19 protein-coding genes are annotated in these 23,232 nt (G+C 54.1%); 7 read left to right on the top strand and 12 right to left on the bottom strand.

Annotated elements, in window-relative coordinates:
* Positions 1 to 35: 35 nt before the first annotated feature.
* Positions 36 to 719, top strand: a complete 684-nt coding sequence (locus AC6I9Z_RS14530; protein WP_461456486.1) for a LytR/AlgR family response regulator transcription factor — start codon at positions 36 to 38, stop codon at positions 717 to 719.
* A complete protein-coding gene (locus tag AC6I9Z_RS14525) occupies positions 670 to 1,932 on the top strand; it encodes an alpha/beta hydrolase family protein (RefSeq protein ID WP_497811006.1) in 1,263 nt (420 codons plus the stop codon). The genes AC6I9Z_RS14530 and AC6I9Z_RS14525 overlap by 50 nt, the downstream gene beginning before the upstream one ends.
* 13 nt (positions 1,933 to 1,945) lie before the next feature.
* Here AC6I9Z_RS14525 and AC6I9Z_RS14520 read toward each other — a convergent pair whose 3' ends face one another.
* From AC6I9Z_RS14520 to AC6I9Z_RS14510, 3 genes are all read right to left on the bottom strand, one after another.
* Entirely contained in the window at positions 1,946 to 2,227 is a 282-nt protein-coding gene (locus AC6I9Z_RS14520; protein WP_461456482.1) for a hypothetical protein, read from the bottom strand.
* A gap of 259 nt (positions 2,228 to 2,486) precedes the next feature.
* Positions 2,487 to 3,323, bottom strand: coding sequence for a S1/P1 nuclease (locus AC6I9Z_RS14515; protein WP_461456480.1), 837 nt, complete (start codon positions 3,321 to 3,323; stop codon positions 2,487 to 2,489).
* A 71-nt stretch (positions 3,324 to 3,394) separates the two neighbouring features.
* Complete coding sequence (locus tag AC6I9Z_RS14510) at positions 3,395 to 4,117, bottom strand: COG3904 family protein (RefSeq protein WP_461456478.1); 723 nt, start codon at positions 4,115 to 4,117, stop codon at positions 3,395 to 3,397.
* Between the two features lie 193 nt (positions 4,118 to 4,310).
* Between AC6I9Z_RS14510 and AC6I9Z_RS14505 the strand changes: the two genes are divergently transcribed.
* Positions 4,311 to 5,381 carry a hypothetical protein gene (locus tag AC6I9Z_RS14505; RefSeq protein WP_461456476.1) on the top strand — a complete coding sequence of 357 codons (1,071 nt, stop codon included), beginning with the start codon at positions 4,311 to 4,313 and terminating at the stop codon, positions 5,379 to 5,381.
* Between the two features lie 11 nt (positions 5,382 to 5,392).
* Here the strand turns inward: AC6I9Z_RS14505 and AC6I9Z_RS14500 are convergent, their stop codons facing one another.
* From AC6I9Z_RS14500 to AC6I9Z_RS14475, 6 genes are all read right to left on the bottom strand, one after another.
* The gene (locus AC6I9Z_RS14500; protein ID WP_497811003.1) at positions 5,393 to 6,979 is read right to left on the bottom strand and encodes a GMC family oxidoreductase; all 1,587 of its coding nucleotides are present in this window, start codon (positions 6,977 to 6,979) and stop codon (positions 5,393 to 5,395) included.
* A 22-nt stretch (positions 6,980 to 7,001) separates the two neighbouring features.
* Positions 7,002 to 7,943, bottom strand: a complete 942-nt coding sequence (locus AC6I9Z_RS14495; protein WP_461456472.1) for a sterol desaturase family protein — start codon at positions 7,941 to 7,943, stop codon at positions 7,002 to 7,004.
* 41 nt (positions 7,944 to 7,984) lie between these two features.
* Positions 7,985 to 8,536, bottom strand: a complete 552-nt coding sequence (locus AC6I9Z_RS14490) for a protein tyrosine phosphatase family protein (RefSeq protein WP_461456470.1) — start codon at positions 8,534 to 8,536, stop codon at positions 7,985 to 7,987.
* The gene (gene recQ / locus AC6I9Z_RS14485; RefSeq protein WP_461456468.1) at positions 8,533 to 10,320 is read right to left on the bottom strand and encodes a DNA helicase RecQ; all 1,788 of its coding nucleotides are present in this window, start codon (positions 10,318 to 10,320) and stop codon (positions 8,533 to 8,535) included. Before recQ ends, AC6I9Z_RS14490 begins: the two co-directional genes overlap by 4 nt.
* Before the next feature lie 90 nt (positions 10,321 to 10,410).
* Entirely contained in the window at positions 10,411 to 11,694 is a 1,284-nt protein-coding gene (locus AC6I9Z_RS14480; RefSeq protein ID WP_461456467.1) for a spinster family MFS transporter, read from the bottom strand.
* Between the two features lie 45 nt (positions 11,695 to 11,739).
* Positions 11,740 to 12,891: a TIR domain-containing protein gene (locus tag AC6I9Z_RS14475; protein WP_461456465.1), complete on the bottom strand. Its 1,152-nt coding sequence runs from the start codon at positions 12,889 to 12,891 to the stop codon at positions 11,740 to 11,742.
* 123 nt (positions 12,892 to 13,014) lie between these two features.
* On the opposite strand from AC6I9Z_RS14475, the gene AC6I9Z_RS14470 reads away from it, so the two are divergent.
* Positions 13,015 to 14,766: a TRAFs-binding domain-containing protein gene (locus AC6I9Z_RS14470; RefSeq protein ID WP_461456463.1), complete on the top strand. Its 1,752-nt coding sequence runs from the start codon at positions 13,015 to 13,017 to the stop codon at positions 14,764 to 14,766.
* A gap of 10 nt (positions 14,767 to 14,776) precedes the next feature.
* Here the strand turns inward: AC6I9Z_RS14470 and AC6I9Z_RS14465 are convergent, their stop codons facing one another.
* Positions 14,777 to 16,021: an ABC1 kinase family protein gene (locus AC6I9Z_RS14465; protein WP_461456461.1), complete on the bottom strand. Its 1,245-nt coding sequence runs from the start codon at positions 16,019 to 16,021 to the stop codon at positions 14,777 to 14,779.
* A gap of 202 nt (positions 16,022 to 16,223) precedes the next feature.
* Here AC6I9Z_RS14465 and AC6I9Z_RS14460 point away from each other — a divergent pair, with 202 nt between their 5' ends.
* Both AC6I9Z_RS14460 and AC6I9Z_RS14455 read left to right on the top strand, forming a co-directional pair.
* Positions 16,224 to 17,126, top strand: a complete 903-nt coding sequence (locus AC6I9Z_RS14460) for a histone deacetylase family protein (protein ID WP_461456459.1) — start codon at positions 16,224 to 16,226, stop codon at positions 17,124 to 17,126.
* 87 nt (positions 17,127 to 17,213) lie between these two features.
* Positions 17,214 to 20,423 (top strand): amidohydrolase family protein, encoded by a 3,210-nt coding sequence (locus AC6I9Z_RS14455; protein WP_461456457.1) that lies wholly within the window; start codon positions 17,214 to 17,216, stop codon positions 20,421 to 20,423.
* Positions 20,424 to 20,452: 29 nt separating this feature from the next.
* Here the strand turns inward: AC6I9Z_RS14455 and AC6I9Z_RS14450 are convergent, their stop codons facing one another.
* A complete protein-coding gene (locus AC6I9Z_RS14450) occupies positions 20,453 to 21,172 on the bottom strand; it encodes a TylF/MycF/NovP-related O-methyltransferase (RefSeq protein ID WP_461456456.1) in 720 nt (239 codons plus the stop codon).
* Positions 21,173 to 21,319: 147 nt separating this feature from the next.
* A complete protein-coding gene (locus AC6I9Z_RS14445) occupies positions 21,320 to 22,747 on the bottom strand; it encodes an amidohydrolase (protein WP_461456454.1) in 1,428 nt (475 codons plus the stop codon).
* 203 nt (positions 22,748 to 22,950) lie between these two features.
* On the opposite strand from AC6I9Z_RS14445, the gene AC6I9Z_RS14440 reads away from it, so the two are divergent.
* A complete protein-coding gene (locus tag AC6I9Z_RS14440; RefSeq protein ID WP_461456452.1) occupies positions 22,951 to 23,217 on the top strand; it encodes a hypothetical protein in 267 nt (88 codons plus the stop codon).
* Positions 23,218 to 23,232 lie beyond the last annotated feature (15 nt).

Genomic DNA, 23,232 nt, shown 5'->3' with positions numbered 1-23,232 from the left:
GCTAGAGCGGTAACAGACAAAGGAACGAAGCTTTGTTGAGCGACAGTCTGGACAGAATCTTTATTCGCCCGCTGACGGCCTCGCAGGTGCTGCTGATAGCATTCACTCTTACCCTTGCCTCGTCTGTCTATTGCGTGATTTACACGACGCTGGCCGGACGGGGAGAACCCTTGATCGAGGGGATTATCTGGGCCGGGCTTAATATCGTCCCGTGGCTGGTCTGTTTTGAAGTCGCAAAACGACTAGGCTCTTGGCCTGTGCAGTTGGGTATTATCGTTGCCTTCGCCGCGGGAATGTCTTCTCTGGATACGCTGATATATGACAGCACCATCATGTTCGAGCTTACCAGACGGCTGCCCGGTGCGGCAATTATCGCCGGAATGCTGGTACTGTCCTGGATATTGAAGCGCCTTGCCTCTGATCATGCGGTAGCAAAGAAACTGGTCTCCACCAACGAGCTTCCCCTGCTTGTCGATCAGATTGGGTGGGTTGTAGCGGCTGGTAATTATGTGGAATTGCACGGATCTGGCTCACCGATACTGCACCGGATGTCCATATCCGCAATGGAAGAGCTTTTATCCGCGCATGATTTTGTCCGAATCCACCGATCCGTTCTGGTGCGGCGTCAGAATATCCAAGGCTTAGCGGGCAATATTCTCACCCTGGATAATGGCCAGACTTTCAAAATCGGCAATCGGTATCGCTGGGCATTGCAGTAAGAGAGTTTCCGCGCAGAAATTTCGTCCCTTCGTCACATCGCCCTTTCTGGGCCGCGTTGGTCGCCTTTATCATTCGCCCTTATCACGAACGAGCATGAAAGGGATGATGATGCGCCGAATGTTGACAGGGTTGATCCTCGCGGTAGCTATGGCCGGAGCCAATCCAGATAGCCTGAAGGCCGAAACGCGCGTGACCGGAGACTTGCCGGTGACATCAGATCTTGCGTTGGAACAGACGGACGGGCTGGAAACCGAATATGGCGTGATCACGACAAGCGAGGGGTTGCGGCTACGTAGCGTTGTGACGCGTCCAGAAGGGGCCACTGGACCGCTACCCGCCATATTTGTGACCCAATGGGTTTCTTGCGACAGCATAATCTTTCCGGAGGGACGCGATACGCAATTGCGATTGCTGGCCCGGCAGTCCGGAATGGTGATGATCCGGATCGAGCGCTCCGGAACCGGCGACAGCGAAGGGCCGGGATGTGACAGGCTCGACTATGATACGGAGGTTCGCCACTATCGCGAAGCACTGGTTCAGGCCAAGCAGCATCCCTGGGTTGACCCGCAGCGCGTGGCCGTTTTGGGCAGCAGTCTGGGATCAACCACTGCACCTCTGGTTGCACAGAATAATAATGTCGCTGGCGTGATCGTACAAGGTGGTGGCGCGGTGACATATCTGGAACGCATGATCCATTTTGAACGTCTGTATGTGGAACGATCTGGTGCTGTAAAACCGGAAGATATTCATCCTGAAATACTTCAGCGCATTAGTTTTTTGCAGCATTATCTGATTGGTCAGAAAACACCTGATCAAGTCGCTTCAGACCATCCCGAATTGGCGGGCGTCTGGCAGAAAATCCGCGGGACTGATCCGGAAAACCATTACGGCCGTCCGTTTGCATGGCATTGGCAAGCGGCAGAGAAAAATTTCCTTGCAGCTTGGTTGTCACTGGATGCGCCTGTCATGGTTGTATTTGGCGAATACGAACAGTTTGAAAGCCGTCACGGCCACCGGATGATTGTCGACACGATCAACCGAAAATCACCTGGCGCTGCACAATGGCTGGAGATCAAACAGGCTGATCACGGTCTGGCGCTATATCCAGATGCTTACTCCGCCTATGCCTACGAAAACGGCGCCACAGCCCATCAACTCTATGTTGCCCCCGTCAGCCAATGGCTGCGGCGCGTCGTAGGTTTGTCAAAATAGAGCGCGCAACCGGTTAAGCGGCCATCGCGGTCTTGCTGAAGCTTTCGGTAAAGCGTGGTTCCATCGGTTGACTGGACACAATCGCTAGCGGCAGCGCCGTTTCGCAATGCGCGCATTCGGCGCTGAACCGGCCAACATGCCAGTGCGATTTGCCGCAGCCAGGGCAGCGGTTGACGATATCGAGATGGTACATCGGCTGATATCCGCGTTGCAGCACGGCCGCTTCTTGCGGACTGTTGGTTTCGGCCAATACGTCTTGAGGACGGTTGACGAATGATCTCGGGGACAAATACATCGTTCTTCCTTCTCTTGGTTGCCAAAATTGATACGCACGAGACTAAGATTTGTTACTGAATTGACGGTGAACCGTTTCTTTCCGTCGATGAAAAGATAGGGATTCACAAAAATGTAGATAGTATTTTTCCGCCATTTTTAAGTGACCAGCCGCACACCGATCCGCAACTCGTTGAATCAGAGCGGAAAAAAACGTTAAAAAAATATTACCAAAAACCGGCAAATATTGACAAATATCCTTAAAATCCGCCAAAAACTGGTTAACGCAGCGCCTCTTCGAGCAAGCGGGCGAGTCTTAAGCCGGACCTTTCGATCTGGAGTCGGGCGATTGGAATCAGGGCGCTGATCTCGTCATTGTCTACTTTGCCCCTTGCTGTCATTTTGGGGCCGCAGGATGGCTGATCTTCAGCGGTCGGATAGCTGTAATCACGAGATATCTGCCAAGCTTGCATTGCCCAAAAATCAGTAGTTCCAAATGATTTATCAGATTTTTCTTCTGCGCTATAGTGGCGTACCATCTCTGGCCCATCGGTGATTGCCCGTTCTGCCAGCGGCCCATCCCATAGCCAATGCAAGTTCATGCGGCCCTCTATTATCCCATAGGCGGCGCTGACATCATTTCCACCGCGATCGCTGCGGTCGCCGCTGTGGAGCGGCATATGCATATCACCTACGAAATGGACGAGGAAGGTTAACGCTTCCAGCCGGACATGAGCGGGCAGAGACTTGTCTTTGAGCAGTGCCGCATTGCGATCAATCTGTGCCGATACGCAGTTGCCATTGCGGCACGCGTTTTTCAGATCAAACGGCTTACAGATATCGACATTTTGATAATGCCATGGGCTGGTATAGCCCCAGCGCAACCGGTCACGCCGCACGCAATCGGGCCAGACACTGGCATCGCTTATATTTTTGAGGTCGCATTTCGGTGTGCCGAGCAGGGCGGCTGACTGAAACAGATCGTTCATCCTCGCTTTGGTGGTAGAGTCGATATTGGTCTCTGCAATGCCGGCAATGGTGCGATGGGCATATTCAGCCCAAGCGAGAGCGGGAGAAGGAGAGAGAAGTAGAACGATGAGGAAAAGTTGTTTCAGCATATAATTCTGGTGCGCCATTTTGATGACAGTAGTATGTATTTTTGACGGTCCAGCCATCAAATGGTTCGCCGCTATTCTACATTGGCAACATTATATTTGATCGCTTCCTCTCTGGTAAGGCACCGCCGTGTGGATTGGTCGGATCCTTCTGTTTTGACGGCCTTTTGTTTATACATGATATCCTTCAGCAGCTTGCGCGACACGCCCATGCGAATAAGGAAGTCATTGTCTTCGGTGGCGAGCAAGGCGCTCTCCTGTTCCACTTCACCGATCAACTCGACAGTGGAGTCAGTGCCCATTTCAATACTGTAGTTAATCGCGTTTCTGTCACCGGTCATGGTGAACATGTGAACCATGAAACCGCCATCTGCCTCAATGATCCGCGCGCGACCGCCCATGAAGACAAAATTACATGCGCTGAAACAACTCCATCCAGCCGGAATACGAGTGATCATCAATCCGCCCTGTTCACGGATGATTCGGCCAGCTTCATTGCCAGCGCGAGCATGGCCGCCAGGGGACCTGAGCCATATTTCAGTGATATCAGGGTTATCTGACAAGGTTTTCTTGAGCCGATCCGGCAGGCCGATATCTACAACACCTTCGGCGAGTAGTATCTTGGTATCATTTTTCTTTATGGGCGTAAGCACCATTTCCTCGTTGCTCGTCCAGTTCGGTTCAGCCGGGCAGGTTGGATTGTCGGGATCCATCTTCAGTTCATTTTTTGGCGCCGTGTTTCCTGGAACGGTCAGCATTGCTGCCAGCAATATCAGAGATTTGTAATATCTGTTCATGGCCATTTTCCCCGTTCGACGGACGATAACATAGTCTAACAATGTTTTTGTCACAAGAAGTGCGATATTTAACAGACAGCGTGTGAAAGGCAGCATATTTTCCAATTTCACCACGTTATGCAACTCGCGCCAGATCAGGCGAAGGTTGCGATAATTCTTGTTTAAAGCTAGCAATTTTAGAGGGGACGATCTGATGGCATTATTAAAACCGAATATATTTCATGCGCTAGTCGCTGCGTCCTTTCTAGCCGGTATCGGATCGCCTGCCTTGTCCCAGGAGGAGGCTAGCTCGCCGGCGGATAGTCCGCCGCTGTCTGCGGCCGATCGTGCTTATGTTCCGCCTGCAACGGCCGAACCGGATTTACCGGCATTACCGCCAACACCGGTGTTGACCGATGAAGGCTATCCAGATTGCCGTGAGGATTTTCAGAAAATTGCTGCGCCTTTTGACAAGGCTGAAGATACCAATCGCTGCACTGTTTTGCTCGATCGATATTATGCCGAGGTGCTGACCCCGTTTCGGCAACGGATGATTGATCATCAGAATGAAATATCAGGTATCTATACATCCCAGGTCGCGGGCAAGATGGAATATTCTGCAAAAAGCCGGGACGATTTTTATAAAGTGATGATGCAAGAACATGCTGCATCAGACCCTGATGGCGCCAATCTTGCCGACTATCGTACTTTGGAAGCACGTTATCAGCAGGATCGTGCCTATTTGCAGGACCGGTTCTGTTTCAACACTGGTTGTGGCGGATATCCGGTGCCGGAATATGTTGCCGCAGATGAGAAATCTGAAAACGGCGCAAAAGACGGCAAGGTAAAGAGCGCCAAAAAATCCAAAGGGCCGCAAAAGTGTAAAAAGGCCAAGAAACGCGGTGGTTTGTTAGGTGGTTTGCTTGGGGGCGTTGCGGGTAACGCCGCTGGCCTGGGAAAAATCGGAACTCTGATTTCCAGCGCGGCAGGCGCGGTGCTGGTCAGCGAAATTGCTTGCCAGCTGACCGAAGAGGAACAGAAGGAAGCCGTTGCAGCAACAGTGGAAGTCACTGAAAAGGAAGAAGTCGGCGCCACCGCCACCTGGAAAAGCCCGACGCGGGCTGGCGTCTCGGGATCGTCAACAGTTACCGCTCTGAATACTGAGCCTAATGGTCGCAAATGCCTGAACATAACCGACGTCGCGATAATCGACGGTCAGGAAACCCGTGTCTCCAAGCAAATGTGCCGTGGGCAGGGTGAAGAAGGATATACCATCCTCGCCTAACCAATGAACAGTTAAGCCAGATCGGCCTTGATAAAGTCGGCTGCGCGCTCCCCAATCATGATGCTTGGTGCGTTGGTATTACCGCTGATAATTTCCGGCATGATCGATGCATCGGCAACATAGAGTCCGTCCAAGCCTTTGAATTTCAAGCGGCTATCAACGACGGCATCATCGTCACTGCCCATTCGGCAAGTGCCAACAGGATGATAAACGGTATCAGCGCGATCCCGGATGAGAGCATCAAGCGCGTCATCATTGCTCATGTCGATGGGGTGGCGGTTGGTGGGTTTGAAATCGGTTAGCGGCGGCGCTTCCATGATCCGCTGCATATGCCGGACACCAGCACGCAGCGTTGCAATGTCGCGATCATCGTCGAGGAAATTGGGGTCAATGGCTGGCGGCGCCTTGGGATCGGTCGAACCCAGCCGGACTGTGCCCTTGCTATGGGGGCGCAGGACACAGGCGTGGCAGCTAAAGCCATGGCCTTTGACTTTTTCGCGACCATGATCCTCCAGCATGGCGGGCACGAAATGATATTGAATATCGGGCGCCGGTACGTCGGGGCTGGAACTCCAGAAGCCACCGGCTTCGGCATAGGGTGTAGTCATGATGCCGGTGCGCTTCATCCGATGTTCGATTATTGCCTTACCCATGCGAACCGTGCCTTGCAGGGAATCGCCGATCAATTCCTTGGATTCGGTTTTATAACCCGAAACAAAATCGATATGGTCTTTCAGGTTTGCCCCTACTTCCGGTTTGTCGGCAATAACATCTGCACCTTTTTCTTTGAGATGCCCGGCTGGACCAATGCCAGATAGTTGCAGGATATGCGGTGACCCAAAGGCGCCCGCTGAAAGGACAACGGCTCCCTTGGCGGAGAGAGTTTCTCGACCAAAACCGCGTTTGATCTGAACCCCGGTGACACGGCCATTTTCGACAACCAGTTTTTCGACAAGCGATTTGGTTTTAATATCCAGGTTCTGCCTTTGACGACCCGGTTCGACATAGGCACGCGCCGCGGACCAACGCTCGCCGCCTTTCTGGGTGACCTGATAGATGCCCATGCCTTCCTGCTCGGCGCCGTTAAAATCATCGCGGATCGGCAGCTGCAGATTGCGCGCGGCTTCGACAAAGGCGACGCTACCGGGGTTCAGCCATTTCTGGTCTGACACGGAAAGCGGGCCATCGCCGCCATGATAGTCATCGCCGCCTCGCTCGTTACCTTCCGATTTCCTGAAATAGGGCAGGACGTCATCATAGCTCCAGCCATCACAGCCAAGAGCGGCCCAATTGTCATAGTCCCATTTATTCCCGCGAATATAGACCATCGCATTGATCGCACTGGAACCGCCAAGACCACGTCCGCGCGGCTGATAGCCGATGCGGCCATTGAGCCCCTTTTGCGGGACGGTATCAAACCGCCAGTGTGCGTTTTTCAGCAGAAACGGCATCATCCCCGGTGTCTTGACGAGGAAATTGTTATTATTGCCACCGGCTTCAATCAGGCAGACGGACCGTTTGCCATCTTCGCTCAGCCGTCCGGCAGCCGCGCTGCCCGCTGATCCTCCGCCAATGACGATAATATCATAATCTGCCATGCTGTTCTCTCCATTTTATCCGTCATGCTGAGCTTGTTTCAGCATCTCCCTGTTCTATTGCAGGGTGAATTATCTTCTCTTCATTTTGCGCGGCCAACCACCGTGCTCTAATCGTCTCGCTGCTGTCGCGACTGTCATCATGGCTCCAGCCGGGCGGCTTGATCAGATAGAATAGTTTATATCGCCATGGTGCCGTCCACAGGTCTTTAGCCATGCCAATCCATTCGTGAAACACCGCCCATAAAATATTGTAGCTTTTGAGATTTTTGATGATGCCATATTGGATTTGCTCATCACTACGCTCTTCTTCAAACGTGCCGAACATCTTGTCCCAGATGATGAAAATACCGGCATAGTTTTTGTCGAGATAGCGCGGATTGGTGGCGTGGTGGACCCGGTGATGAGACGGGGTGTTCATCACCGCCTCAAACCAGCGCGGCATCCGGTCAATCGCTTCGGTATGGATCCAATATTGATAGAGTAGGTTAACCCCGCCAACAAAGGCGATCATTGCCGGGTGGAAGCCGATCAGAAACATCGGCAGCGAGAATATCCAGGTCAGCGCGAAGGTGCTGGTCCACGGCTGGCGTAATGCGGTCGAGAGATTATAATGTTCGCTGCTGTGATGATTGACATGGGCAGCCCAGACCCATCGGATGCGATGCGCACCGCGGTGGAAGATATAGTAGAAGAAATCATCAACGAATATCGCGAGGACCCAAGCCCACCAGGTGAACGGGACGTCGAATAATCTAAATTGATAGACCCAATATATCGCCGCTACAGCAAGCCCGCCGGTCAATATCCCAGCGACCACACTACCTGTTCCCAGTGTCAGTGACGTCGCCATGTCTTTGACATCATATTTGATGTCATCGCGATACCGGCTCATGAAAAATTCGATCGCCACCGTCACGACAAAAAACGGAATCGCATAAAGGGTCGGGTCGGGAAGATTGTCCATGCGTTCCTATTTACAGCGCTGTCAGCAACTGTCCAGCGGGATTAGTTGGCTCCGCCCGCCAAAGCGTCGACCATTGCGCGTATCGGGGTGATGTCATATCCGGCATTTCCGGCAAGCCTTGCAATCTCGTCTGGTGAGACGCCCTGTTTGGCCTGTGCCAATGACCATAGCAAAGTGGAGCGTGTCCCCGACCGGCAATAGGCGAGTGTCTTGCCTTCGGCCCCATCAAGAGCCGCGATCATTGCATCGACTTGCGGTCCGGAGAATCCGCTGTGGGTAATCGGTATCGCAACATAGTCGATACCAGCGGCCTTCGCAGCGGCTTCGATATCGGCGCTCTGGGGCGCTGTCGGTTCCTCGCCATCGGGACGATTGTTAACGATCAAGCGTACGCCTTCGGCCTTGGCGGCCGCAATATCTTCCAAGCTGATTTGCGGTGAGACGCTGACTTTATCGTTTATTTTCCGGAACATGTTTTCAACCTTTTCTAAAGGAACAGAGGAATTTTCTTCCGCGAAGCTGGTGGAATATCCCAGCACCGCACCACCGAGCAGTAGACCGCCGGTTGCCAATGATGCGATAACCTTTTTCACACGCTTTCCTCTTGTGCTTCAGATACCTCTCTTATCACATTCAGAAAGTCTTCCCCATATTTTTCAAGCTTCGCCGCACCGATGCCGGGCAGTTCGCCCAGTGCTGACAAGCTGTGTGGTTTGAAGCCGGTCATGTCACGCAGTACGCTGTCGTGGAAAATAACATAAGGTGGAACGCCTTGATCCTTGGCCAATTCCATGCGTTTGGCGCGGAGGGCATCGAACAACGGATCGCCCACTGGATTGGGAGAAGAACCGCTGCGCCGTTTCTTGCGTTCGCGTTTTGGTGGCTCGACAATCGCAACCTCAGTTTCGCCTTTTAATATTGCGCGGGCCTCCGGTCCGAACATCAACCCGCCATGCTCGGTGTTGCGCAGGGCGTCGCGCAGCAGTAGCGATCTTGAGACCGGTTTGATCAGCGGTGCTTCCTCGGTATCAACAATGTCGAAAACCGAAAGTTGGTCATGGCCCCGGGACAGCACCTTGTCTTCCTGCCTGCCGGTCAATACGGCCTCGAGATGGCCAACCCCGAAGCTCTGGCCGGTGCGATAAACGGCAGACAGAAATTTCCGTGCCAGTTCGGTGACATTGCGGGTGATCGGCGCGTTCAGGCAATTGTCGCAATTGCCACAGCTTTGCGGCGGCTCCTCTCCAAAGTGTTTTAAGAGGATGGCGCGGCGACATCCCGCCGCTTCCACCAAGCCGCCAAGCGCCGATAGCCTTGTGCGTTCGCTGTTCAGGCGCTGTTCGTCCACTTCCGTCAGTCTTTGCCGCGCCTTGGCGAAATCTTCTGCTCCCCAGAACATATGTGCCTCAGCCGGATCACCGTCGCGGCCCGCGCGACCAGTTTCCTGATAATAGGCTTCGATGGATTTGGGCAAACCAGCATGGGCGACAAAGCGTACATCGGGTTTGTCGATACCCATTCCGAAGGCAATGGTCGCGACCATCACCATATCTTCCGAAGCGACAAAATCGGCCTGATTGCGCTGGCGCACCTCTGGCGGCAGACCTGCATGATAGGCCCGGGCGCTGCGACCCGTTCTCGCAATCTGATCCGCCATTTTTTCCGTAGCATTGCGGGTCTGCGCGTAGATGATACCGGGGCCGGGAAGGCGCTCGACAAGATCAGTGATCTGGCGCGTAAGTCCTTTCCGCGGAGAAATACTGTAACGGATATTGGGTCGGTCAAAACCGGCGATGATCAGGCCATCCTGCTCGATGCCAAGCTGCACCAATATGTCATCGCGGGTGTGTTTGTCTGCCGTGGCGGTCAGCGCGAGGCGCGGAACATCCGCGAAATGATCGAGTAAAGGTCGCAGCAAGCGGTAATCGGGCCGAAAGTCATGCCCCCATTCCGATACGCAATGCGCTTCATCAATCGCAAAAAGCGAAATCTTCGTCTGTTCGAGCAAGTTTCTGAAATGCTCGCCAGATGCGCGTTCCGGTGCGGCATAGAGAAGATCAAGTTCACCCGCCTTCAACCGCGCGATGGTCTCTGCGCGATTGTCATCGGCCGAGGTGAGCGTCGCGGCGCGAATGCCGACCGCTTCTGCGCTGCGCAACTGGTCGTGCATCAGGGCAATAAGCGGAGAGATAACTACAACCGTGCCATCATTGGCTATTGCCGGCAGTTGATAGCATAGTGACTTGCCCGCGCCGGTTGGCATTACCGCGAGCGTATTCTTGCGTTCCATCACCCGTGCCAGGACGTGATCCTGTACGCCGCGAAACGCGGTAAATCCAAAGGTTGATTTAAGGAGCGGGAGCAGATTCTCGAGCATCCGGCTTTCCTACCCAGCGTATCGGAGAAGTGAAACCGTTAAAGTGGGAATGACCGATTTTGTTCTGGGGACTGTGCCTTCCCGAGATAATCAGTCAGGCATAGTGCGGGTGGCACGCCAGAAATGAAAGCCTGCCCAAATATTGAAAAGCGCCAGGATCGCTAGGGCACGTTGCAGGGCGGCGGCCTCACCGAGTTCGCTGGCAAACATGTCTGACAATATGCCGACAAATACCGGCCCAACGCCTAGACCGATAATACCCGCGATAAGCAGATAGATCGCCACGGCCATTGCGCGGGTTTCGTCGCTGGCCAGTTTTTGCAGCGCGGCAAAATTGGGACCATAGTAAAAGGTCGCAGCAAAAGTAGGGATAGCCAGCAGCAGCACTGCGACATTGGCGCTTGGTCCATATATGGCCCAAATCATCCCAGGGGCTGAAACCACCATAACCAACGCTGCGACGAGCAGCGGTAGCGTCGGGCGCAGCTTGCCAAAATAGTCACCAGCGCGGCCGCCGAGCCATGCCCCGAACCCGCCTGATATACCAACCATGACGCCAAGTTTCCAACCCAGTTCGCCATAACCAATTTCATGGACCCGGACGAACAGACCGCCATAGAAGCTTGCCAGTCCATAAGAGACAAACTGCACCAGCACACCAGCCGCAACCAGATGCCAGTAGGCCGGCTTTGAGGACAGTTCGATCAATGCGTCCTTCAATTTGGTTTTGCTTGGGTCAGGTTTGAAAGCTGCGGCCAGCGAAACTTTGCCGCGGGGATCGGGAACTGTAAACCAAATCACCACCGCAATAATGATCCCCGGCAACCCGGCCATCAAAAATGCTACGCGCCAGCTGAAATTTTCGGCAATCCAGCCGCCGCCGGCATAAGCGATAAATGCACCGATTGGCACCGACATGCCCAATATACCCAGAGCACCCGCGCGACGTTCAGGCGGGAACAGATCGGCAATCAGCGAATGGGAAGCGGGCGCCGAACCCGCTTCACCGATGCCGACTCCGACACGGGCCAGAAAAAGCTGAATGAAATTGGTCGCGAGGCCGCAGGCAACGGTCATGGCGGACCATATTGCAATGGCAATGGCTATGATCCGGCTGCGGTTCCACTTGTCGGCCAGAGCAGCCACCGGGATGGCGAGAGTGGTATAAAAAATCGCAAATGAGAGTCCGGTCATCAGCCCGATTTGCGTATCGCTTAGACCTAGATCCCGCTTTACTGGTTCAGCTAAAATGGAAATGATCTGACGATCAAGGAAGTTGAGCATCGTGACGATGAACAATACGCCAAGTACATAGTTGGGATAGCGACTAGACATCGCTGTTCCGGTTCCCGCGGTGGTTTCAAGTCCTGCCATTACGCATCTGTTTGACATGCAATGGCCTTCGGAGACACCCTTTGTTTAATTAGGACTTCGTTCGACAGGGCGCGCTATATTTTCCTCGAAAGCGCGCTCACCATCATTGTTGAATGCATCGCTAAACTCGCTCCTGAATTCCGGCCTGGGCGGGTCGCGCGGCACGTCTAGATTACCAGCAGCAATGGCCCGCAAAATTGCGATCCGTTCCCGAACAATCGTGGCAACACAAGCGGTATCAGGACAGGTGTCTCGTGTTTCGGTGCGCCATGCGCGCTGTTGTCTTTGAAGCCTGGGAGCGTTCGGACCAGCAGCGGACATTGCGTTCTTGTAAACGGACGACAAGGTCCGGTCGAGCTTGGCAAGTTCCGGGGTGTTGCAGATTAGAAATTCAATCCGCTGCGACGCTTTGGCACAATCAAAACTCGGCCCGTCGGGCGGCAGCGGTTTTGGAGTAACCGGTTTTGCTACTGGTTCAGGGTCCGGTTCTTCGGCCTTACTGTCGTCCACCGGTTCGGCGGGATTTTCGACAGGATCAACCGGCGGCAAAGGCTCGTCTGCACTCATGGTGGTCCAGATCAGGAAGCCAGCGACTATAGCCACGAAAAGCCCGGCGATACCGACAATCGGTAGCCAATTGGTTTGTGGCTTTTCAGGTTCCCAATCATCATAGTCTTCATAAACCGGCTCGGGCTCGGGCTCCAGTTCCGGCTCTGGAGCTTCGGCTTCGCCCGCCTCGTCATTGCCACTATGTTCGATCAGATCATCGACGGTCATGGTCTTTTGGACCGTGCCAGCAAGTTGATGCGCCTTGGCAGCAACCCGTTCAATTGTGCTCTCGCGCTGTTCCAGCCAGTCGATCCACTGCGAACTGGCAAGATGATAAGCCAGTTCATCCGGGGCAAGTTCTTCGAGCCGTACGGGAATAATGGCCTTTCGTGACGAATCCGCCAGGATCAGCTCGCGCTTCACATGCGGGCTTTTGTCTGACTTGCTGCAGAAGAGAAGCAGCGTTGCACAGCTTTCATCAATGGCGCGTTTTATCGCCATATCGAATGCCTCGCCGGGTTCAACATCGCGCGGGGCCAGCCAGCAGGTCACGCCATATTTGGCCAGAGATTTTTCGAGTTCCAGCGCGACAGGCAATTTACTGGAATGATGGCTGATAAACAGCTGAGTCGCTGGTTCTTGCCCCATATTTCCCCGTTCCCCTCCGGCGTAGCCGTCATGCGTTCCCAATCACATAGCCGACCTTATACCCAAGATAATGACTAAAGCCATAATTTGCGGCATTTGCAAAACTTAACTAGGAGGTACTGCATGGGGGCAAGTGTAACGGAAACCAAAAAAGCGATCGACAAAGGTAATTTGTTGCTTGCTTACGATCTCGCCCGGGTTGCGGTTGAAAATGGCGACACATCGGCAGAGTTGCGACACTTGTTGGTCCTGACACTCGCTCGCATGGGCGACGGGCAGCAGGCGATGGAACTGTATGAAGAATATGGTCTGCATAGCTCGGCCAATGCCCATCATCGTTCTATCGCGGCGCGGATATTGAAAGATGCGGCGCTGGTCATGCCTGAGGGTGACGACCGTGATGAGGCGCTGTCGTCAGCTTACCGCGCCTATGCCGAAATCTATGAAGATAGTGGTGACGCTTATCCAGGCATCAATGCCGCCAGTCTTGCCCTGATAAGCGGGCGCAAGAAGCAGGCACAGGCGCTGGCCTCCTCAATCATTGCGCTCAGGGAAATATCTAACCCGAAAGACTATTATGATGCGGCGACACTGGCCGAAGCCCTGTTGATCAACGAGCGGGTCGATGAGGCTGCCGCTGCACTATACATGGCGAGCCAGTTGCCCGATGCCAATAGCGGCGCAAAGTCGAGCACCAATCGCCAGCTTGCTTTGCTTGCACGCATATTGGGGCTGGATGCTGATCGGGAAAATGCCGTGCTCGCCCCGATATCACCGCCCACCGTGGTTCATTATTGCGGCCATATGTTTCTTGAAGATGCTGCAACTGAGGCGGCTTTACGAAACCTGATTGATGTATTTCTGGACAAGCATAATGGCGACTTTGCTTATGGCTCATTGGCGGCTGGTGCGGACATATTGGTGGCCGAAGCGATACTGGCACGTGGCGGGGAGCTGCATCTCACCTTGCCATTTCTGAAAGACGATTTTGTCGAGCAGTCGGTAATGCCTGCCGGAAAGGGGTGGCTCGCACGATTTGAAAATTGTCTGTCCGCTGCGACGAGTGTGCATTTCGCCACCGAAATGAACTATGTCGGCGATCCGGCGCAATTTGGTTATGCCAGTAAAGTCGCCATGGGCATGGCGAAATTGCGGGCGGATTATCTTGGTACATCTCCGCAGCAATTGGCTTTGTGGGATGGGGTGGCGGTTGACGGACCCGCCGGAACCGGCGCCGATGTCAAGGCTTGGAGTGACTATGGCGGCGTCACTACAGTTATCGCACCGGACGCAATTGATCGCAATCTGAGCTGGCCCGAACAACCTGATACAGATGACCTGAGCCGTGGTCTGGCGGCGTTTTTGTTCACCGACTTTCCGGGTTTCTCGAAACTTGCGGAAGCGGCACTACCGGCCTTTTGGCAAGGTGTGATGGGACGGATGGGAGCAGTGCTGGACAATTATCCGGACCAGGTTCTGGCGAAAAACAGCTGGGGAGATGCGGTGTTGGCAATCACCCTGGATGCGCCGGTTGCAGCCGAGATTGCGTTGGCCCTGCAAGAAACTTTGCAGGATTTTGACTATGGCCTGCTGGGGCTTTCCGAGAGCAGCGGCATGAGGATCGGCGTCCATTATGGCCCCGCCTATCAGACTAAGGATCTGATCACCGGAAATACGACCTTTTATGGTACTGAAGTCTCACGCGCCGCGCGGATTGAACCGGTTACTCCGCCTGGCGCGGTGTTTGTGACGGAACCTTTCGCGGCGATCCTGATCCTGGAAGCGTCTGACCGGTTCAAATGCCGCTATGTCGGGAATGTCGAGTTCGCCAAAGGCTATGGGACATATCCGATCTATCGCCTGATGCCAGTCTAGTACTTGTTGCTTAGAGATAGTCTTTCAGCAACGCGCCGACATCGACTTTTGCTTTCAGACGGTTGGCCAGCATGTAGATACCGCCAAATTTGCGGTGAATGAAAACCGTATCAACCGGCGGGACATGCCAGAAATCGCGCGCTGCGGCAAAACGCATCCCTTCGTCGCGCAGATCCTGCGCGATTGCATTGTCGGAAAAGTCTATTGGACCTTTTTTACGCAACGGCGCCATGGCCATCTCGAACATGTCCATGATGGCCTCCTGATGATGGTCCGCTGCACTGTCATCGAACAAGCCGATTTTGATCGCTGCTTTCTGGGCTGCCTCGCGATCGCCCGCCATTCCGGCGATCACCAGCTTGCGATATTGATTGGCGACACGTTTCGGCACGGCACGGGTCGCACCAAAGTCTAGCAGCACGAGTTGCCGCGTTTCGTGATTATAGCGATAGTTGGCAAAATTAGGATCCGTTTGCATCAACCGAAATTCAAACAGTTCGCGGAGCATCAGGCTGAATAGCAGTTTGATTATCCGGTTGCGTTCTCTTTGAGATGCAGACGCCATGGACTCGATAGGCGCGCTATCAATGTAGGACATGGCGAGGACATGACCGGTCGTGAGATCTTTGTGCAATGCCGGTACCTGAAAGTCCGGCGCATCTTTCAGCAGTTTGCCAAAGCGTTTGAGATAGGCCGCTTCCTGCTCATAATCGGCTTCCTGATGCAGCTGCAGTTTGGCTTCCGAGAGCATCGGGGCGATGTCGAGTGATTTGGGCACGACACCGGACAGGTTGATAAGCGATGCGACATTATCGACGTCGCTATCAATGCTTTCCCGTACACCGGGATATTGCACCTTGATGGCAAGATCGCGGCCATCAGCCGTGGTGGCGCGATGGACCTGACCGATGGAAGCGGCGGCAACGGGCCTCATCTGGAAATCTTCAAACCGGTCTTGCCAATCTGATCCATATTGAGAGGATATCACTTTAAGCAACTGCTTTTGAGGCATATATTGCGCATCGGCGCGCAGTCGGGCAAGAATTTCAGACAGTTCTGGCGGAAGGAAATCACTGGCATCCATTGACAGCATCTGCCCCAGCTTCATCGCCGCACCGCGCAGATTGGCGAGTTGATTAGTTAGCTTAATCGCGTTGCCAGGCGTAAGCAGCATGTCGCTGATCTTCGGACGTTCGCCTTCGGCCAGACGTTTGGCTCCCTCCAGCAACATGCCTCCGCCAATTGCCGTTGCCATCGTCCCGAAGCGGGCAAAGCGCGACAAGCGTCCGCTGGGTACAGCGAGCCCTTTGTCCGGCGATTTGCTCTTACTGGCTATGATCGTGTCTTTTCATTTTTGGAAAACGTCAGTCGATATGTCGTAGGTGATTTCGGCTTTAATCCCGATACGCCGATAGGGACAGTGTCATTTTTGCATGCGTTATTCTAACACATACCGCATGTTGCATGTCGTTCATCATGGTGACTATGTCGCGCCGGCACCCACACGCGGCAGTTTTGCTTTCGACAAATACCGGCTGGTCATGGACGCGGTGAAACAGTTGTCAGACCGGCACACCGTTTACGCGCCGCATGCGATGGAACGTGAATGGCTCGAAGCCGTACATGATCCCGAATATGTTGATCAGGTTTTGTCGGCTGCGGTGCCCTTTGAGAAAGAACGGCGGATCGGTTTCCCGGTTTCGCAAGAGATCGCACAGCGGGTGCGATATACTTCTGGCGGGACATGGCTGGCCGCGAAACTGGCGCTGGACCATGGCTATGCGGCCAACAGTGCAGGGGGCAGTCATCATGCGCTGGCTGATACCGGGGCTGGCTATTGTGTGTTCAATGATCTGGCGGTGAGTGCCAACCGGCTGATCGCCGAGGGCGACGCCGGTCGGATATTGATCCTTGATCTGGATGTGCATCAAGGTGACGGCACGGCTGCACTCTTGGCCGGGCGCAGTGACATAATGACCGTGTCTGTCCATGCTGAAAGGAATTTCCCGGTCCGCAAGGCCCGATCTACTCTGGATATCGGACTGGAAGATGGTACGGACGATGTACGATATCTTGACATATTGTCGGACCATTTGCCGACACTGATCGGTGACTTTGGGCCAGACCTGGTTCTTTATCAAGCAGGCGTTGATCCTCATAGGGACGACAGACTGGGGCGTCTGGCGCTAACCGACGAGGGGCTTGTGGCGCGTGAACGCTATGTCATTCGGCAAGCGCGGGGCCGCGGTATCCCGGTCGCTAGCACTCTTGGCGGAGGCTATGGGCAGGACCATATGGCAGTCGCAAAGCGGCATGCCTTGTCTATGCTGGCTATGGCAAACGAGAATAGTCGTATCTGATCCAGATATTGCCGCCAATATTTCCCTGTTCATCCGGATAATTTTGTTGTTTATCTAAGACATAAAATAAAGTCATTGGGAGTCCTCATGAAATACCATCTGATCACTGCGCTTGCCGCCATTTCTTTCGCAGGACAGGCTTATGCCGAACCTGCTGATGATAAAGCGAAAGAGGAAAATTGGGACGTTAACGCTCCAAAAGGTGCGACCATCAAACAGGTGCCGATCAAGACCGATGAAGGCAGCTGGATTGATGTCGATGTCAGTCCCGACGGCAATAGCATCGCTTTTGCGCTGCTTGGCGATATTTATACGATGCCGATGGCAGGTGGAACGCCCACTCGTATTGCTGAAGGGCTGGCGTGGGAAGTGCAGCCGCGTTTCTCTCCTGACGGGAAACGTATCGCCTTTACCTCGGACCGTGGCGGTGGCGACAATATCTGGATTATGAACCGCGATGGCAGCGACAAGCGGCAGGTAACAAAAGAGAAATTCCGCCTGCTCTATCAGCCGAGCTGGAGCCCCGACGGCCGGTATATCATTGCCAAGAAACATTTCACCACCGGCCGGTCACTCGGAACCGGGGAAGTCTGGGTCTACCATGTTTCGGGCGGAGCAGGGGTTGTTCTGGTGAAAAAGCCTAATGAGCAGCACCAAAAAGAGCTGGGCGAGCCCATTTATGCCCCCGATGGCAAGTCGCTTTATTATACTCGCAATATCACGCCTGGTGGTCAGTTTATCTATGCGCAGGATTCCAATACGGACCTGTTCAATATCGAGGAATATGATTTGGAAACCGGTGAGATTACGACCGCTATATCGGGTCTCGGTGGGTCAGTGCGGCCGACACCATCGCCAGATGGCAAGAGCATTGCTTTTGTCCGGCGTGAGCGGGCGAAGTCCAAGCTTTATGTAAAAGACCTCGCCACCGGAATAGAGCGCAAGGTCTATAACGATCTGGATCAGGATGTGCAGGAGACATGGGCTGTCACCGGGGTTTATCCCAACATGGATTGGACACCGGACAGTCGTAGTATTGTCTTTTGGGCCGGCGGAAAAATCCGCAAGGTTGCCGCCGATGGTTCCGGAGCATCGATCATCCCGTTTGCTATCAATGACACGCGCGGCATTGCAGATGCTCCGCATCCTAAAATTACTGTAGCGCCCGATAGCTTCACCACAAAGATGCCGCGCTTTGCTGAAGTTTCGCCTAACGGCCGACAGGTTGTGTTTGAAAGCCTTGGGCAACTTTACATCAAGCCAATGGGTGGTGGCGCGGCAAGGCGCCTGACCCGCAGCAATGGCCAACGCGAGCTTTTCCCGTCCTGGTCCCGTGATGGCCGGTCGATTGTTTTTGTTGAGTGGACTGATAGCAACCTTGGTCGGATCAAGACGGTGAGTGCTTCCGGCGGATCGGCTCGTGTCGTGACCAATCGGCCCGGTCATTACGCCCGGCCGCATTTCTCCCCTGATGGCCGCACGATCATTTTCGAAATGCAGGGCGGCGGATATCTAACCTCCCCCGACTATTCGGTTGAAGATGGCGTGTACCGCGTCGCTGCATCGGGCGGCACACCCGAGCGTGTTGCAAAGGGGGCTGCAGGCCCCCAATATGGCGCGAGCAGCGACCGTCTGTTCATGATGGCGCAGAAAGACAATAAACGCGTGTTGATGAGCAGCGACCTTAAAGGCGAAGCGAAGCGCACCCATGCAACCGGCGAATTGGCTAATGACTATATAGTGTCACCAGACGGGCAATATGTCGCTTTCCGCCAGAATTACGAAGTGTTTGTCATGCCTCTGCTTCCCGGTACGCAGGCCGTTGCAGTTGCTCCGGACAGCAAGTCGCTGCCGGTAACCCGAGTCAGCAAGGGCGGGGCGGACTACATACACTGGTCGCAAAACGGGCAGCAACTCCATTGGAGCATTGGGCCTCAAGTCTTTACCGCGAAGACCAGCGCTCTTTTTCCCAATGCGCCAGCAGGGAAAGACGCACCGAAATTCACTCCGCCAACCAGCGGCGTCTCGCTGGAGCGAACTGTCGCCACCGACAAGCCCGCTGGGGTGGTCGCTTTGATCGGCGCGCGGTTGATCACGATGGCTGATGATCAGGGCGGGATCGTTGAGGATGGCACGATTGTCGTCAAGGACAACAAGATCATCTCTATCGGGAGACGTGGCAACATTGCTGTTCCAGCTGGGGCAACCGTGGTTGATGTCACAGGCAAAACCGTTGTGCCGGGCTATATCGATGCGCACGCCCATGGCGCTCAAGGAACGGATGAATTGGTCCCGCAGCAAAACTGGTCACTGATGCAGAATCTGGCACTGGGCACCACGACCATTCATGACCCGTCCAGCAGGGCGAGCGAGATTTTTGTGGCAGCAGAAATGCAGCGGGCCGGCCAATTGATCGGGCCACGTATCTTCTCAACCGGTGAGATTGTATATGGAGCAAAAGCGCCGCGCGTTTATGCGGAGATCAACAATCTCGATGATGCGCTGGACCATGTCCGGCGGCTGAAGGCGCAGGGCGGCAGCAGCGTCAAAAATTACAATCAGCCGCGCCGGGAACAGCGCCAGCAGGTTGTTGAAGCCGCGCGTCAGGAGAACATGCTGGTCGTGGCAGAGGGCGGATCGCTCTATGGCATGGATATGGCATTGATTGCTGACGGCAACTCGACGCTGGAACATAATATCCCACTGGATATTTTTTATGACGATGTCGTCCAAATGTTCTCTCAATCAAAGACCAACTACACGCCTACAATAGTGGTCAGCTATGGCGGGCTCGCCGGTGACCCATATTGGCGGCAGGCGACGGATGTGTTCAAGCATCCGCTGCTAACGCACACGCCGCCAAAACAGTTGGCCGCTGCTAACGTGCGCCGGACCAAGGCACCGGAAGAGGATTTTGTCGATGACGATAATGCCCGCGAAGCCAAGAAGCTGGCGGACAAGGGTGTGTTGGTATCCATCGGTGCGCATGGTCAACAAGCCGGTATAGCGACTCACTGGGAACTCTGGTCCTTCGTCCGCGGCGGTATGTCGCCAATACAGGCGCTGCGGTCCGGTACGATTGATTCCGCCAAATCACTTGGCATGGCGGATGAGATTGGATCGCTGGAAGCTGGTAAGCTCGCCGATCTGGTTGTGCTGGATGCCGACCCGACCGACGATATCCGCAACAGTGACAAAATCCACCGCGTCATGGTCAATGGCCGGATGTACGATCCGGTGACTATGAACGAAGTCGTGACCGGAGCACGGAAACGGTCAGCTTACTGGTGGGAGTAAATTAGACGGCCCCAATTCGATCTGCAGAGTCAGGCTTGGCGCCGCAAAATCGGATTGGGGCCGTCTTCAAAATCATAGTGGGGGTTGAGGGATAGGAATTCTTCAACAGCTATCCGGCAGCCGCCGTAATCGTGAAAATCATCAATCACAATCACGCCGCCCGGACTCAGTTTCGCCGCGATAGACTTCAGGCAATAGGCGACAGGTTCGTACCAGTCGCAATCGACATGCGCAAAGGCCAGTCTGTCCACATTAACGCCTGGCCATGTATCTTCGAACAAGCCTTTATGCAGAAAAATACCATTTTCACCGACCGTTAGCCCATGGCGGGCAAAACTGTCTTTGACGTCCGAGAATAAATCGTCCCTGTAACCATAGTAGGATTCTCCACCGATACCACGCGATGTTCCTGATTTAATGGTTTCGTATCGGGATTTCGATTTATGATCGTCTTTCTCAGAGGTCGGTTCGGGGATCATGCCAAAAACGTCAAAGCCATGAAACTTTCGATTTCTGCACTGACTGGCAATGACAATGGCCGAACCGCCGAGGGCCACTCCAAACTCGGCAAAGTCTCCTTCGACGCGGCTGACTGATTTCAGTGCTTCCTCGATCCTTATCAACTTGGCCGGAGCAAGGTAGGTCAACCCTTCCCGTAATATCGTCCGGGAAAGCTGTGAAAGGCCATAGGTGCTGAAGCGATGACGGATGCGTCGCGCCAATGGACGAAGGGGGATAGGCAAAGCCATAGATCCACAATAGTCTGAAGACGCTGGATAACCAATTCGTCTTCCGGCCGTTGAGCGGTCTCAGAACCCAAAAAAAGCACGTCCCTTCGGATTTGACCGACCTCGATAGAATCTATGGTGAAGGGGCGCAGTCGACTCTACGGCTTCCTACTTGCGATAATCGAGCGGTGGTTTTCGGTCACCCAACAGCGACTTATACTTATAGTCCGGACCCCGTGCTTTATCGAATTCGGCCTTGGCTTCGGCCCGCAATTCGGGATTGGTATAAAGCTCAATTGCGGCAAGGGTCAGTGTTTTTGCGGCCACCTGTGTGCCTTTGAACCCGATCGACATGCCGCTGGCTGCCGACGACTGCCAGCTATGGGCAGAGGTTCCCGGAACCCAGGTTGCGGTGCTCAGGCCGACCGTAGGGGTGGCATAAGACACATCACCTACGTCGGTAGAGCCATAACCAAGGGTCACATCATAGGGCTGTATCTCGGTCTCACTGCCGAGTTTCAGTTTCGGATTGTCAAAGCTTGCATGGATGCGCTCGGCGAATTTTTGCTCTTCGGGCGTATAGGTTATGCCGCCAATCTGCCGTAATTTGGCATCCACCATTTTGGCGAGCGGTTCGTTGACAAGCAACGGGTTGTTACCGTGAATGACCTCCCAATCAACTTTGGTACCAGTGCCCAATGCAGCGCCGCGGGCGGCATCTTCCAGGCGTTTCCATATCGCATCAACGCCGTCCGGATCGGGGTGACGGACATAGTAAAAGACTTCGGCGAAATCGGGTACGACGTTCGGCGCAGTTCCGCCCTCGGTAATGACGTAGTGGATACGCGAATCCTGCGGCACATGCTCGCGCATCATGTTGATCATAAGGTTGAATGCCTCGACGCCGTCCAGCGCAGATCTCGCTTTTTCCGGAGCGCCAGCCGCGTGAGCAGACACGCCTTTGAAACGGAATTTGGCAGACCGATTGGCCAATGTGGTCCGTGCAGCCGCCGAATTTTCGTCATCAGCATGCCAGTGGAGGGCGAAATCGACATCGTCGAACAAGCCCGCTCTGACCATGTAGACTTTTCCGCTACCGCCTTCTTCAGCCGGTGTCCCGTATAGGCGAATCGTTCCCGGATTCCCGGTCTCGTCGAGCCATTTCTTCACAGCAATAGCGGCTTCCACCGATCCTGCCCCGAACAGATTATGACCGCAAGCGTGAGAAGCGTCTTTGCCCGCGATAAGTGATCTTGTCGCAACGGCGTCCTGATTAATGCCGGGCAGGGCATCAAATTCAGCGAGGATGGCTATGATCGGACCGCCATTGCCATATTCTGCAACAAAGGCAGTCGGGATTTCTGCCACACCAGTCTCAATCTGAAATCCCTGCGCGCGCAGGCTTTGTTGCAGCAGGCCGCTGGCTTTTTCTTCTTGATAACCGACTTCTGCCCATTCCCAGATCTGTCGAGCCACGCTCGCGGTTTCATCATAACGCGCATCAATTCCCATAAGGATTTCAGCTTCTTTGCTGTCTTGTGCGTGTACCGAAGCCGGCAATGCGGCAAGCGCGAATAGATAAACCAAGCGTTTCATAAAATACCCCATAGTGATCATTGCCAGAAGGTTGGCACAACATTGGCCAGTTGCGCAACAATATTACGGGACTCGCACTTTTTGCAATAAACGCAGGTCAATTGCAAAAATGCAACTCGCGGGTGCAACATTTCACATTGCAACTTACTTTTATGTAAGCATACTGGTTTTGCATCCTCCCTAACTCTCATTGGAGATCCACTATGAACAAATTTACTTCTATCATCCTTGGAGCAGCCGCGCTTTCGCTGACGGCTCCTGCAGCATTTGCCGCTGACGCAGAACGTAATGATCGCCTCTATGATGCTTCGGGTTCAAGCGTTGCTAAGGTCAACCGTGTTACTGATGACGGCGATGTACTGGTCATCTACAAAGGCAAAGTGCGCCGGGTTCAGGCTGAAACACTGACCAAAACCGATGGCAAGTTGATGACATCAATGACCAAAAAAGAAATTCGCCGCCTGAAATAACGGGTCGCAGAGGAG

Source organism: Parasphingorhabdus sp. (assembly GCF_059726685.1).
The sequence above is the reverse complement of the archived record's forward strand: the minus strand, read 5'-3'. Positions and strand labels throughout refer to the sequence as shown.